12 protein-coding genes are annotated in these 12,443 nt (G+C 66.4%); 5 read left to right on the top strand and 7 right to left on the bottom strand.

The genetic code is table 11. From position 1 onward, the window contains the following. Positions 1-169 precede the first annotated feature (169 nt). Together ACYQ1K_RS23135 and ACYQ1K_RS23140 are read left to right on the top strand one after the other, a co-directional pair. Positions 170-1,636, top strand: coding sequence for an MFS transporter (locus ACYQ1K_RS23135; protein WP_459985701.1), 1,467 nt, complete (start codon positions 170-172; stop codon positions 1,634-1,636). Positions 1,637-1,730: 94 nt separating this feature from the next. Continuing rightward, entirely contained in the window at positions 1,731-2,870 is a 1,140-nt protein-coding gene (locus ACYQ1K_RS23140; RefSeq protein WP_459985702.1) for an acyl-CoA dehydrogenase family protein, read from the top strand. Between the two features lie 134 nt (positions 2,871-3,004). Here the strand turns inward: ACYQ1K_RS23140 and ACYQ1K_RS23145 are convergent, their stop codons facing one another. Further along, positions 3,005-3,760 (bottom strand): SDR family NAD(P)-dependent oxidoreductase, encoded by a 756-nt coding sequence (locus ACYQ1K_RS23145; protein WP_459985703.1) that lies wholly within the window; start codon positions 3,758-3,760, stop codon positions 3,005-3,007. A 204-nt stretch (positions 3,761-3,964) separates the two neighbouring features. After that, positions 3,965-5,035: a zinc-dependent alcohol dehydrogenase gene (locus tag ACYQ1K_RS23150; RefSeq protein WP_459985704.1), complete on the bottom strand. Its 1,071-nt coding sequence runs from the start codon at positions 5,033-5,035 to the stop codon at positions 3,965-3,967. A 101-nt stretch (positions 5,036-5,136) separates the two neighbouring features. On the opposite strand from ACYQ1K_RS23150, the gene ACYQ1K_RS23155 reads away from it, so the two are divergent. From ACYQ1K_RS23155 to ACYQ1K_RS23165, 3 genes are all read left to right on the top strand, one after another. After that, entirely contained in the window at positions 5,137-5,622 is a 486-nt protein-coding gene (locus tag ACYQ1K_RS23155) for a VOC family protein (protein ID WP_459985705.1), read from the top strand. Further along, positions 5,619-6,065, top strand: a complete 447-nt coding sequence (locus tag ACYQ1K_RS23160; RefSeq protein ID WP_459985706.1) for a VOC family protein — start codon at positions 5,619-5,621, stop codon at positions 6,063-6,065. Before ACYQ1K_RS23155 ends, ACYQ1K_RS23160 begins: the two co-directional genes overlap by 4 nt. Positions 6,066-6,168: 103 nt before the next feature. Further along, positions 6,169-7,017, top strand: coding sequence for an enoyl-CoA hydratase/isomerase family protein (locus ACYQ1K_RS23165; protein WP_459985707.1), 849 nt, complete (start codon positions 6,169-6,171; stop codon positions 7,015-7,017). A gap of 64 nt (positions 7,018-7,081) precedes the next feature. On the opposite strand, the gene ACYQ1K_RS23170 is transcribed toward ACYQ1K_RS23165, so the two are convergent. From ACYQ1K_RS23170 to ACYQ1K_RS23190, 5 genes are all read right to left on the bottom strand, one after another. Further along, positions 7,082-8,233 (bottom strand): acyl-CoA dehydrogenase family protein, encoded by a 1,152-nt coding sequence (locus ACYQ1K_RS23170; RefSeq protein WP_459985708.1) that lies wholly within the window; start codon positions 8,231-8,233, stop codon positions 7,082-7,084. Between the two features lie 48 nt (positions 8,234-8,281). Continuing rightward, positions 8,282-9,490 carry a CaiB/BaiF CoA transferase family protein gene (locus ACYQ1K_RS23175; RefSeq protein ID WP_459985709.1) on the bottom strand — a complete coding sequence of 403 codons (1,209 nt, stop codon included), beginning with the start codon at positions 9,488-9,490 and terminating at the stop codon, positions 8,282-8,284. 163 nt (positions 9,491-9,653) lie between these two features. Then, the gene (locus ACYQ1K_RS23180) at positions 9,654-10,550 is read right to left on the bottom strand and encodes an SDR family NAD(P)-dependent oxidoreductase (RefSeq protein WP_459985711.1); all 897 of its coding nucleotides are present in this window, start codon (positions 10,548-10,550) and stop codon (positions 9,654-9,656) included. 39 nt (positions 10,551-10,589) lie between these two features. Beyond that, positions 10,590-11,726: a CapA family protein gene (locus ACYQ1K_RS23185; RefSeq protein ID WP_459985760.1), complete on the bottom strand. Its 1,137-nt coding sequence runs from the start codon at positions 11,724-11,726 to the stop codon at positions 10,590-10,592. Positions 11,727-11,786: 60 nt separating this feature from the next. Continuing rightward, on the bottom strand, positions 11,787-12,428 hold the full coding sequence (locus tag ACYQ1K_RS23190) for an SRPBCC family protein (RefSeq protein ID WP_459985713.1): 642 nt from the start codon (positions 12,426-12,428) through the stop codon (positions 11,787-11,789). Between the last annotated feature and the right edge of the window lie 15 nt (positions 12,429-12,443).

Raw genomic sequence — 12,443 nt, forward strand, 5'->3', positions numbered from 1 at the left:
GAACAGGGACATCCGGGCCGCCTCCAGCGGATAACAGATCGAAAGCCGCAGGTCAGCCGCGCTGGCCTGCGGCTTCGTCCGTCGATCACCTCGGCGCTGTCCCCGGTGTCATGGGCGTCACTCAGGAAGGATCTACAGGTTTCCTGAGTATTTGGCTAGCGTAGTCCCCATGACGCCGCTGACCCTGGGTCGATGCGCACGCGCAGACGTCGCAGCCGCGGAAGCCTTCGACCTGCGCTTCAACGTACCGCTGATGCTGGGGTCGACACTGAACCCGATCAACAGCTCCATCGTCGCGACCGCACTGGTGCCAATCGCGGCGGCACTCGGCGTCCCGCTGGGCCGCGTGACCCTGCTAGTCACGGTGCTCTACGTGGCGAGTGCGATAGCCCAACCGGCCATGGGTCGGTTCGGCGAGGTCTTCGGTCCTCGGAGGACCCTCTTGGCCGGAGTGGCTCTCGTCGCCGCGGCCGGCACCGTCGGCGCGCTCGCGACTAACCTTGCCACGCTGATCATCGCGCGCGTCCTGCTCGGCGTGGGCACCTCGGCGGGCTTCCCGAGTTCGATGATGCTGATCCGACGCCGTGCCGATACGACGGGCGCGGCAGCAGGCGGCGCTCTCAGCTCACTCGTGATCGCCAGTCAGGTGACCGCACTTGTCGGTCTCCCGCTGGGCGGCGTGCTCGTCAGCCTCGCCGGCTGGCGCGCGACCTTCTGGGTCAATGTTCCCATTGCCGCCGTCGTCCTGGTGATGATCTGGCTTTGGACGCCGCCAGACCCCCCGGGACCCGAGCGGACATCTCGGCAGCTGCTCTCTGACCTCGACGTTGCCGGGATCGCACTCTTCGGCGCCATGTTGGCGGCGACGCTCGTGCTCTCGTCCGGCTTGCACGAGACCCGATGGGCATGGCTGGTCGTCGCCCTGGTGTCGGGGACCGCCTTCAGCTGGCGGGAGCTCCGAGCATGCCGCCCGTTCATCGACCTGCGCAGTATGTTCGCCAACCGGAGCCTTGCGGCGACATATGCCAGGGCCGCCGGCGGCATGCTCGTCGCCTACTGCTTCATGTACGGCCTGACACAATGGCTGCAGGAGACCCGCGGTCTCGCTGCCACCTTGACCGGTCTCCTGATCGTCCCGATGAGCGCCGCAGGCGCCCTCGTGAGCGCGCCTGTCGGCAAGAGCAACCTGGTCAGGGCGCCGCTGGCGATCAGCGCAATCGTCAGCACCGGGCTTGCTCTGGCACTTCGCCTGACGGGCCAGGGGACACCTTTGGCGGTCATCGTCCTCCTGACGACCATTGCAGGGATCGCGGTCGGACTGTCGACGGTGGGCAACCAGGCAGCAGTCTTCGACCAGGCCGCTGCACAGGAGACCGGCATTGCCGCCGGCTTGCTGCGGACATCGGGGTACATCGGTGCGATCGCCTCCGGAAGCTTGATCGCACTCGCCTTCCAGCACGGGCCCAGTGACGCTGGACTCCACCACATTGCCTCCGCACTGTTGATCGTCAGCCTGGTTGTCCTCCTCCTCATCGTGGCGGACCGCCGACTGCCGCGACGGATCGCTTCGACGGAGGCCCGAACCGCTCGGGACTCTCAGCTCCGCGTGAGCGCCGACAAGCGTCACTGCGTCTAGCGCATCTATGATCATGGTTGTAATATTCAGCAGTCAGCGCGTCGCCTCACCGCTCAGGTCCCCGGCGTCGCCCGGCGCCACGAAAGGACGAACAATGACCTTCTCCCCTGACGATTCCGCCGCCCTGGTCGACGTGGTCTCCACCTTCGCGCGGAGGGAGGTGGCCCCGCGGGTCGCCGAGTATGACGCGGCCGAGACGATTCCCGCCGACATCCTCGCCAGTATGCGCAACCTCGGCCTCTTCGGCGGGACCATCCCCGCCGATCTCGGTGGCGCCGAGCTGGACCACGCCACGTACGCAGCGACGATCGAAGCCATGTCGACGGTCGATCACTGCCTCGGCGTGCTGATGAGCATGCCGTCAGCGCTCGTCGGATCGGGCCTGCTCAAGCACGGCACGGCCGAGCAGCAGAAGCGTTGGTTGACGCCTCTGGCCAGCGGCGAGATCTTCGGCAGCGCCGGCGTGACCGAGCCGCAGTCAGGCAGCAACGTGGCCGCGATGGAGACTTCCTACCGGCGGGTGGGCGACTCGTTCATCATCAACGGCGCCAAGACGTGGATCACCAACATCGATCGCGCCAGCTTCATCGTCACCTTCGCGACACGGGACCGTAGCATGGGGCGCGCTGGCGTCAGCGCCTTCGTGATCCCGCTCGATACGCCGGGACTCTCGACGCATCCATTCAAGAACAAGCTCGGCTTTCGCCCCCTTGTCAGCGGCGAGGTGGTTCTGGCAGACGTGCACGTCGGGCCCGAGGCACTGCTGGGCGAAGAGGGCGACGGTTACAAGATCGCCATGGGCGCTGTCGAACGGGGCCGCCTGTCTGTCGCGGCCCGCGCGGTCGGCATGGCCCAGGGATGCCTCGAGGATTCCATCGCCTACGCTCAAGAGCGCGTCATCGCCGGCACCCCGATCGCCGAACACCAGCTCATCCAGGCCAAGCTGGCACAGATGGCTACGGAGATCCAAGCCGCACGCCTTCTGGTCCGAGACTGCGCCGCAGCCATGGACCGCGGCGAGCGTGGACGCACCGAGGCCAGCATGGCCAAGATGTACGCCAGCGACGTGGCCCAGCGTGTCGCTACCGAAGCGGTCCAGATCCACGGAGCATACGGCGTCTCGCCCGAGTTCCGCGTAGGTCGTGCCTATCGCGACGCCAAGGTGTTCCAACTGGTCGAAGGCACCAACGAGATCCACCGCCTGTTGATCTCGCGTTCCCTCCTGCAGCGCTGATCACCACGCTGACGGAGCGAGTGGACCGCGCTCCCGTGGTGGAGACCGGGGGACGTCCGCTCGGGCGACACCAGCGCGAGATCGGCTGCCGGGGCGGCGTGTCATCTGACGCGCACAGACACCGTGTCAGAGACTCAAGCGGCCGACCACCCTCCGTCAGCCGTCACCGCCGCGCCGTTCACATAGGCCGCTTCGTCGCACGAGAGCCACGAGATGAGTGCGGCGACCTGATCGGCCTCTCCCTTCTCTGGCATCGTCGCCTTGGCTAGCTGGGCACGCTCGAACGCCCACCCCGAGCGCGGGGAGGACTTGTGCATCTCCGAGTGCACACCCCCAGGAAGGGCGGCATTCGAGCGGATACCTTGAGGGCCGTAGTAATAGGCGATGCTCTTCACCATGCCAAGCAGCCCATGCTTGGTGGTCGCATAGGCCAGGCCGGCGGGCCCAGCACCCAGCGAGGCCCGAGAGCCGACGGTGACGATCGCACCGGCGCCGGCTTCGAGCATCAGGGGCAGGACAGCCCGGCACATTCGCATGACACCTGTGAGGTTGACGTCAACGACACGCGTCCACGTGTCATCGTCGAGGTCGCCGAGCGGTCGATAGCCATCCATGGCGCCGGCGACGTTGGCGAGTACGTCGATCCGTGGCCCCACCCGGTCGACCAGGGCATCCACGTCGTCCTGACGCGTGATGTCAGCCCGCACCATCTCGATGTCCAACTCGAGCTCCGCGAAGTCCTGCGCGGCCCGGATGCGCGTCTCTTCCGTGCGGTTACAACCGATGACCCGAGCCCCCTCCCGGGCGAAACGGATCGCGGCGGCACGGCCGATCCCGCTCGCCGCTCCCGTCACCAGCACGACCTTGCCAGCGTGTCTAGAGCAGTCCATGTCAACGCGCCTTTCGGGAGCTCGGAGGGGCGACATCCCAGTTGGGAAGTTGTTCATCCAGATACGGGTCACCGTGAATATCTGCCGAAGTCCTGGTCAATAGGCCTCCGATCCTTGTCGTTGGCTCAGCCTTGCCCTCGGATCGAAGGCGCCGAGGAGACCACCAGCGCGCGGGCGCCGCGCCTGTCACGCAGGCTGCGCGAGCTATGGCTCGATGCGGACATGAATCGGACGATCGACCGCGTCCGAGACGATCGTCGCCATTGCCTCCGGGACGTGATCAAGCCCGAACGAGGCGGTGGTCAGCAGGTCGAGTGCAGGGCACTGCGTGTTGAGCAGGTCGACCGACTGCTGCAGTGACGCTCGGGTCTTGCTGACTGGCCCGACGAGACTGAGGCGGCGCAGGCTGATGGTGTCGGCCTCGACAGGAAGCTCCTTGCCGGCCCCCTTGATTCCTGCAAGCACCAGTCGGCCACCCGGCCGAACGGCCCTGATGCCCTGCGCGATCGGTAGGACCGAATGGGGCGTCGTGTCGATGACCACGTCGACCTCCCGACCGAGCGCGTCGCGGATCTCGCTCGGCTCGCGACCCTCGAGAGCCAGTCCTCGGTCCGCACCCATGTCCCTCGCCAACGTCAGCCGCTCAGTGTCGCGCTCCAACCCCGCAAGGGTCACCCGCGCCCCGACGGAGACCGCCGCGATCACGCAGGCCATTCCCCGCGGCCCGGCACCCACGACGACGACGTCGCTGCCCTTTGCAGCACCTCCGGCACGGACAGCCCACTCGAACCCGTTCGCGAGCGGGTTGTGGAAGGCTGCGGCCGCGACAGGGACATCGGTGCCCAGTCGCAGGATGTCCGCCCCCGGGGCCAGGTACAGATGCGTGGCCATCCCGCCCCACAGCCCTGGCCGCTCGTTCGGCGAAAGGGTTCCATAAGACCTCGATCGGCAGTCACGGTTTGCCGCGCAGTCCGTACAAGCGCCGCATCGAATCGCGGAGTTGACCACGACCCGGTCGCCCGGCCCGACACCCCAGCGCCGGGCTGCCGAGGGCCCGATCTCCAGGACCCTCCCCACGGCCTCGTGCCCGAGCGCCATCGGGCTGGGATAGCCCGGAAGGCCCCCGTCGTAGAACTCGACATCAGAGCCACACAGACCATTCGACTCGATCTCCAGCAGCCCGTCGTCGTCGCCGATCTGCGGAAGCGGCACCTCACGGACTTCCACCTGCCGCGGCCCTGTGAGCACGACCGAGCGCGCCATCGTCATCGTCATCGCCATCTCCCTTCGTCGGCCGGACCAACCTGGCCCCGAAGCCCCACGAGCGAACGCCAGCTCTAGACACTGTGAGCGAGGCCACGCATACTATGTCTACCATGACTAGACTAAATGACCAACCGCGCCAGATATGGCACGCCGGCTTCATCGTCGACGACGTCGAGGAGGCTAAGGCCGAGCTCAGTGCCGGCATCGGTCTGAGCTGGCTCCCGACCCATGACGTCGACAGCGAGGTGTACGGTCCGGGCGACACCACCTACCGGATCACCTCGCAGATCGCGTTCTCCTCCGACTTCCCGCTCGCCATCGAGCTCCTGCAAGCCAACCCGGGCACCCCGAACGTGCGCCGCGGGCAATCCGCGTTCCACCACCTCGGATACTGGTCGGACGACCTGGTCGCCGAGGACGAGCGTCTCACCGCCCTGGGCTACCCCTGCATCTACTACCGCGACGACCCGAAGAACGGACTACGGCGCATCATGCTGAGCGAGGGCCCTTACGGCATCATCCTCGAGTCCTGCCACGTGCTGACCGAGCGCGCCGGGCTCGAGCACTTCTACCCCAACCTGGAGGCCTTCAAGTGATCTGGCACATTGCCTTCGCCGTCCCGAGCCTCGAAGAGGGCATCGAGAAGTTCAGCGAGACCCTCAAGCTGCGGAGCTGGACCCCTATCAAGCACTTCGTCGGCGACGCCACTGACGGCGACGGGAAACCGTATGTGATCGACACGCGGCTGGCCTTCGCCACCGACGGCCCCGTCGCTTTCGAGCTCTTCGAGTCTGCCCCCGGGACTCCCAACGAACCGGCCGAGGGCACCATCTTCCACCACATGGGCTACTGGGCCGGCGCCCCGACGATTCCGCAGGAGGGGGAGCGTCTCGCTACGTGTGAGTGGTTCCGCACCGGTGGTGACACATCCGCTGAGTCCCGCGCCGCCTTCTTCGCCAGCAAGATCGGCATCTGGTTCGAAGCCTGCAACCTGAACGCCGAGCGCAAGGGCCTTGAAAGGTACTACCCCGCTCGTTGATCCACACCCCCCCTTGCTCCGGGGCAAAGCCCGAGGTCGAACCGGGCTTGCCCCGGCCACGGAAGCGCCTCTTCGAGGCACTAAGACGATCCAGAGAGGTCCGATGAACGACGCCGCCGAGGATGTGCTGCAAGTCGAGCACATCGATCGAATCGCCCTTCTCACGATGACCAGGCCGCGTCGGCTCAATGCGCTCAACCGAGCGATGATCGGTGAATTCAAGGACGCAATCGACAGATTCGAACATGATGAGGGGACGCGGGTCCTCGTCATCACGGGCGGTCCCCGGGCTGATGGGCGGCCGTGCTTCTGCGCTGGAGCCGACGTCCACGAGGGCGCGGCCCGCGGCTCCGCGGGGACTGGGGAGCGCGAGTTCGACCTGGCGCGCGATGTCGCCGGCGTCTTCGACGGCGATCACCTCGGTGCTCAGGGCATCCGTCAACTCTGGCACCGCCTCGAGACCTATCCGAAGCCAGTGATCGCCGCCGTCGACGGCGTGTGCACCGGCGGCGGCGTCGAGCTCGCCATGAGCTGCGACATGCGCATCGCCTCGACAACGGCGCAGATCAGCGACCTCCACCTGACCAACGTCGGGCATGTCGGCGGCGCGGGCGCGACGAGCAGGCTCAGCCGCATCGTGGGACCCTCTGTCGCCAAGGAGATGATCTGGACCGGCAGGGTGCTGGACGGACACGAGGCTCACCGCGTCGGGCTCGCCAACCGCGTGGTCGCGCCGGAGGACCTCCTCGACACCGCACTCTCCCTCGGCCGCGAGATCGCCAGGCGGGACCCCATCGGGGTGAGGTTCGGCAAGGTGGTCGCGAACGCCGGTCCGGACCTCACTCTGGAGCAGGCCCTGCGCTATGACTACCTCGCCTGGACCACGCAGATGATCGAGACGGGCGGATTCGCTGCCACCGCTGACTTCGCAAAGTCGCGCGGTCAGCACTGACCCGGACGCGTATGGGTCCGAGCCCTGCGTCGTCCTTGTCGGCACGTCGGATGCCGACCCTCCTTCACCGGATGGCGTTCAGCCCCAGGATCTCGCGCCCCGCCATCAGGCGCTGGATGTAGCCGGTGCCATCCGGCACCCAGAGCATGCGAGCGTCGCGAAGCCACTTCTCCAATGGAAGCTCGCACGACAGGCCCATGGCCCCGTGCACCTCGATCGCCATGTTCGTCACCTTCACCGCAGCCTCGGTGGCGTAGTACTTCGCCTGAGAAGACTCCAGACGCGGGAACTCCCCGTCGTCGAGCATCTTCAGCGCCCGGTACGCGAGGTACCGGCTGGTATCGGTCAGCGTCTGCATCTCGACGATCGCCTTCTGGACCAGCTGGAACGAGCCGATCGGCTTGCCGAACTGCTCGCGAGTCTTGGCGTACTCGATGCTTGCGTCCAGTGCCCGCTGCATGAGGTGCACCGACATGATCGCGATCATGCAGCGGGCGCTCAGCCAGGACCTGGTCAGCGCGGCGACGCCGTCGCCGGGCTCCCCGCAGAGGTTGTCGTCCGGCACGAACGCGTTGTCGAGGGTGACCTCCCCCAGGTGGTGACGCTTGAGCCCCATCATGTCGAGGTCCCGCGCTTCGAAGCCCTTGGTCTCGTGCGGGTCGAGGATGAAACGGCCCACGATGCTGCGGCCGCGCTCGTCGGTGCCGACACTCGCGGCAACGAGCAGCACATCCGCGACCGCGGCATGGCTGCTCCACACTTTCTGACCTGTGATCCGATAGCCGCCGTCGACCTTCTCGGCCCTGGTGGCGATGCTCGTGACGTCGGAGCCGGCGTCCGGCTCCGAGATGCAGGAACCGGCCATCAGCTCACCGCTGGCCAATCCGGGGAGATACTTCCTCTTCAGATCCTCGGATCCCCCCATGCACAGGCGCATCGCGATGATGTCGTTCGCGCTCACGTCCATGGAGATCTCTGGCGGAAGCTCCTCGTAGATCAGGCCCAGGTTGACGTTTCCGAGCCCCGAGCCACCGTCCTCCTCGGGGACCCGGGCGCTGAGCACGCCGAACGGCTCCAGCATCCTCAGGACCTCTCGACCGACCTGCTCTGGCAGCGGCGCCTCAGGAAGGCTGTCCAGCAGCGGGGTGATCTTGTTCCTGACCAGCTCGCGCACCGTTCGCTGCAGGTCCTTTTGCTCAGGGTTGAGCTCGATCATGACGACGTCACCTTCTTCTAGGAGTTCATGGCAGCTGCGGCGTCCGACTCAGTTGCCGAGGTGGACCACGCCGGCCTTCTGCAGTTCATCGAGCTGGTGCTGCGGCAGCTCGAGCGTGCTGGCGAGCACCTCCCTCGTGTGCATGCCCGGATGCGGCGGCGCGACGTACGACTGCTGGATGCCGTCGACCTTGATCGGGTTGCCCAGCAGCTTGAGGGATTCGCCGTTGTGCGCCGGAACTTCGACGATCATCTGGCGAGCAGCCGTCTGCGGGTGCGCGAAGGCCTCCTCCGGAGTGAGGACCTCGGAGTAGGCGAGACCTGCCTGATCGAAGAGATCGATCCACTCGGCGGCGGTCTTGGAGCGGAGGATCTCCGTGGCCATGGCGCTCAGGGTGTCGAAGTTCGCCTCACGAGCCTTCGGGTCGGCGAAGCGCGCGTCGCTGAGCCACTCAGGGTGGCCGAGAACCTTGCAGAAGCGCTCGAACTGCGAGCGTCTCGTTGCCGCGATGGTGAGCGGCTTGTCGGCGGTCGCATAGGTGCCCCAGAAGCGCGGCGCTTTGTCCATCTTGAGCGTTCCTGGGAAGTTGAGGATCTGGACGCCGAAGCCGGCCATCCAGGTCATGAGCGAGTCGTTCATGCCGATGTCGATCCTGCAGCCCCGGCCGGTGGTCTCGCGGTGATGCAGCGCGGCCGGCACGGCGACCGCGACGTACATGCCTCCCACGAGGTCTGCCATGGGAATCGGTGCCGCCTGCGGCAGACCATCCTCGTCCTTGATCTGGCAGAACTGGGTGACGCCCGACTGGCCCTGGACAGAGATGTCGAAACCAGCCCTGAAGCGGTAGTCGCCGGTGGCTCCGAAGGCGCTGAGCTCGCAGAGGATGATCTTGGCGTTGACCTTGGTGAGCGCCTCGTAGTCCACTCCCAGCTTCTTGGCCACGCCGGGACGGAAGTTGTTGACGACGACGTCGGCTTTGGCGACGAGAGCGTAAAGGAGCTCAAGGCCCACAGGGTCGCCTAGCTTGATGGCCACGCTGCGCTTGCTGCGGTTGACGCAGAGGAAGTACGAGTCCATGTCGTCGATGCGGTTCTGCGCGTCGATCACGTCCCGAGCGTGCGTGCCTGTGGGCGGCTCCTCGATCTTGAGCACCTCGGCCCCCAGGTCGGCCAGGATCTGAGTTCCGAACGGCCCCGAGGTCGCCTTGGTCAGGTCGATGACGCGCACACCGTCGAGCAGTCCCGTGGGAAACGACATGGGCAAATCCTCCTATTATAATAAGCATAGTCATGCTATGTCGGAGATCGGAGTGTGACAAGCCGGGGTCGATGTCCATCACGCCGCCCGCGTGCCGATCAGCCCCCACGACGCCGCTCGGTGGACGTGTCGGCGAGCCGCGCACAGGCCGCTCGCACGTAGATCAGTCGGCGAGTCCACCGCCGACGCTGACCGATGTCCCGTTCACGTACGAGCCAGCATCAGAGGCGAGGAACGAGATGACGCTCGCCACCTCGTCCGCCAAGGAGAGCCGGCCGATCGTGACCCGGGGGAAGCTCGAGTCGAGGCTCGCGCTTCCGTTGTCGCCGGTCGACAGTGTCGCGATGGTGCGATCTGAGACCATGATGCCGGGACACACCCCGACCACGCCGATCCCGAGTCCTCCGACGTCGCGAGCGAGGTTGCGGGTGAATCCGATCACGGCCGACTTCGACGCGTTGTATACGGCCAGGTCGTCAACGCTGATTTTGCCACCCTCTGAGGAGACGTTGACGATCCGCCCGGAGCCCCGGCCGATCATCGACGGGAGCACCGCCCGGCACATGTGCATGACACCGAGGAAGTTGACCTGCACAACGCCATAGAGGTCGTCCAAAGCGAGGTCCAGGAATGTGCCGTGGTGACTGACCTTCTCGCCACCCGTCTTGATCGACCCCGAGCCGCCCGCATTGTTGACGAGGATGTCGATCCGACCCCACTCGGCGAGGACCGCCTGCACGCCGGCGGCGACGCTCTCGGGGTCGCCGACATCGACCGTGACCGGAAGCGTGGGGACCTTCCACCGCTCCGCGACCTCCTTGGCTGCGAGCGCCGCCGTCTCGGCGAAGATGTCCAAGATCGCGACACTGGCACCTTGCTCTGCGAGCCGGTGTGCGGTGCGATTGCCCAGTCCCGAGCCGCCGCCACCCGTCACGACCGCGACCTTGCCCGTCAAGCTGAGGAGATCGGCCGTCGACCGTTCTTCGCGTCCGAACGGGATCCTGTCGAGGTGGTAACGGTCGACGATCGATGCTGCAATGCCTGCGAGCCTGTCTGTCATGAAGATTCCTTCCTCGGACGATGGGCGGTCGGACCCGCATCACGCCAGGTCGACCACGAGCTCCCCGTTGCGCACGAGGAGACCGGTGTCGAACCCGGCCTTCCGGGTCACATCGATCTGGTAGTCGCACACCGTCTTGAAGCGTGGGTCGTCCCCGTCCAGCGGCTCTGGCTGTCCGTCGCCATTGATGAGGCAGGGCACCATCGACACCTTGCCGACTCGGCCGTCCTCGATCTCGGCTCGCACGATCACGGTGTTCCGCGCATCCGGATGGAACGGATAGATCGGGTAGTCCGGGTAGTACTGGAGGCCGAACTCCCCGAAGTGCTCGCGCATCTTCTTGACGCCCGCGCTGTCCCTGTACGGGGCGAGGTCGACATCCATCACGAAGTTGCCGGTGCCGTGGAAGATGACCTTTCCCCGGTAGACCTCGACCGCCTTGAGGATGTGTTGGTGCGTGCCGAGCACGAGGTCGGCGCCCGCATCGATTGCCGCCCGACCGAACTCCGACTCGTAGTCGGCGAGCACCACGGGCTTGAAGTGGATCCCCCAGTGGGCGCTGACGACGACGACGTCCGCCTCGCGGCGAGCTGTCGCCACGTCTTCCCGTAGCATCGTCAGGGTGCCGGCGCGGACGCGGGTCGTCACCTTGGCGTCGCACCCGGGCTGCTCCGGCTCCTCCATCTCGTAATGGGTGTCGACGAAGATCGGCGCGCACCCGGCTTTGCCCTGACCGGCCTCGTACCCCGGCCACAGGATCGACGAATACGCCAAGAACGCGATCTTCACGCCACCGCGCTCGACGATGGCGGGGGTGCGGGCAGCAGCGAGATCCTTCCCTGCGCCGCACACCGCGATGTCGTGGCCTGCCAGGTGCTCGAGCGTCTCGAAGAAGCCCTCGTAACCTGCGTCTAGATGGTGATTGTTCGCGAACGAGACGACATCCACCCCTGCCCAAGACAGCCCGCCGAGTTGCTCGGGATCCGAGCGCACCACTCCGCGCGCCGCGGGATTGGCAGACCAGTTCCTTGCGTAGGTCGACTCGCAGTTGGCGAACGTGACGTCCGCGGTCTCGAAGATCGGCCGTGCAAGCGCCAGTGCCGACTGGGGATCGTCCCGATTGATGGCGACATCGCCCACGGCCACCAACGAGACGCTCTTCGCCTTCTCGGTCATGCTCACTCCACTCTCCTCACGGTTGCCCGTCCGCGTGACGATCGCCCTCGCCCCTCTTCGTCAACGGCGGCGGATTCCGCGCGACCCGATCCAGACGAGGAGGAGCAGCGCGCCAACCGCAGGAAGCAACCGCTTAACGACGACCGGGCCCACGAGAGAGGTCAGCGAGATCGAGTCCACGGACTGCGGTCGGACATCGGCGGCCGCGTGGATGGTCGACGCCCGGGTCTCCGCCCGGGTCTCCGCCCGCTCCTCCGCGACGGAGAGTCGCTCCGCGAGCGCGCCGGCGAACTGACCCAGAAGCTTGTCGCCGACGTCCTTGATGAGCCCGCGGCCGAACTGTGCGGGCTTGCCGGTGATGTCAAGATCGCTGTCGACCAGCACACGCGTCAGCGACGGACCGACAGCCTCGAGACGCGCCGCGATGCGAGTGGCAGCCGTGCCGTTCCCGCGTGAGTCTCGCCCTGACGCCGCGAGCACCAGGCGATGCCCGACGGGATCCTTCTCGACGTACTCTGCCGTTCCCTGGTACGTCATCACGATCGGCCCGAGCTTCAACTTCATCGTGCCTTCGAAGGTGTCACCGTCGAGCGACGTCAACGTCGCGCCAGGCATGCAGCTGGTGACCAGTTCGAGGTCCAGGAGCGAGTTGTACACCGAGTCAGCGGCACGTGGGACGTCGAACGAATGGCTGAGCTGCATAGCGGTCCTTTCGGA

The sequence above is a fragment of the Nocardioides sp. AN3 genome (assembly GCF_054653495.1).

What these genes read in the sequence shown, in the direction of transcription:
- ACYQ1K_RS23135 (WP_459985701.1), top strand. Translation starts at nt 170, where the DNA reads ATGACGCCGCTGACCCTGGGTCGATGCGCACGCGCAGACGTCGCAGCC.
- ACYQ1K_RS23140 (WP_459985702.1), top strand. Translation starts at nt 1,731, where the DNA reads ATGACCTTCTCCCCTGACGATTCCGCCGCCCTGGTCGACGTGGTCTCC.
- ACYQ1K_RS23145 (WP_459985703.1), bottom strand. Translation starts at nt 3,760, where the DNA reads ATGGACTGCTCTAGACACGCTGGCAAGGTCGTGCTGGTGACGGGAGCG.
- ACYQ1K_RS23150 (WP_459985704.1), bottom strand. Translation starts at nt 5,035, where the DNA reads ATGACGATGACGATGGCGCGCTCGGTCGTGCTCACAGGGCCGCGGCAG.
- ACYQ1K_RS23155 (WP_459985705.1), top strand. Translation starts at nt 5,137, where the DNA reads ATGACTAGACTAAATGACCAACCGCGCCAGATATGGCACGCCGGCTTC.
- ACYQ1K_RS23165 (WP_459985707.1), top strand. Translation starts at nt 6,169, where the DNA reads ATGAACGACGCCGCCGAGGATGTGCTGCAAGTCGAGCACATCGATCGA.
- ACYQ1K_RS23170 (WP_459985708.1), bottom strand. Translation starts at nt 8,233, where the DNA reads ATGATCGAGCTCAACCCTGAGCAAAAGGACCTGCAGCGAACGGTGCGC.
- ACYQ1K_RS23175 (WP_459985709.1), bottom strand. Translation starts at nt 9,490, where the DNA reads ATGTCGTTTCCCACGGGACTGCTCGACGGTGTGCGCGTCATCGACCTG.
- ACYQ1K_RS23180 (WP_459985711.1), bottom strand. Translation starts at nt 10,550, where the DNA reads ATGACAGACAGGCTCGCAGGCATTGCAGCATCGATCGTCGACCGTTAC.
- ACYQ1K_RS23185 (WP_459985760.1), bottom strand. Translation starts at nt 11,726, where the DNA reads ATGACCGAGAAGGCGAAGAGCGTCTCGTTGGTGGCCGTGGGCGATGTC.
- ACYQ1K_RS23190 (WP_459985713.1), bottom strand. Translation starts at nt 12,428, where the DNA reads ATGCAGCTCAGCCATTCGTTCGACGTCCCACGTGCCGCTGACTCGGTG.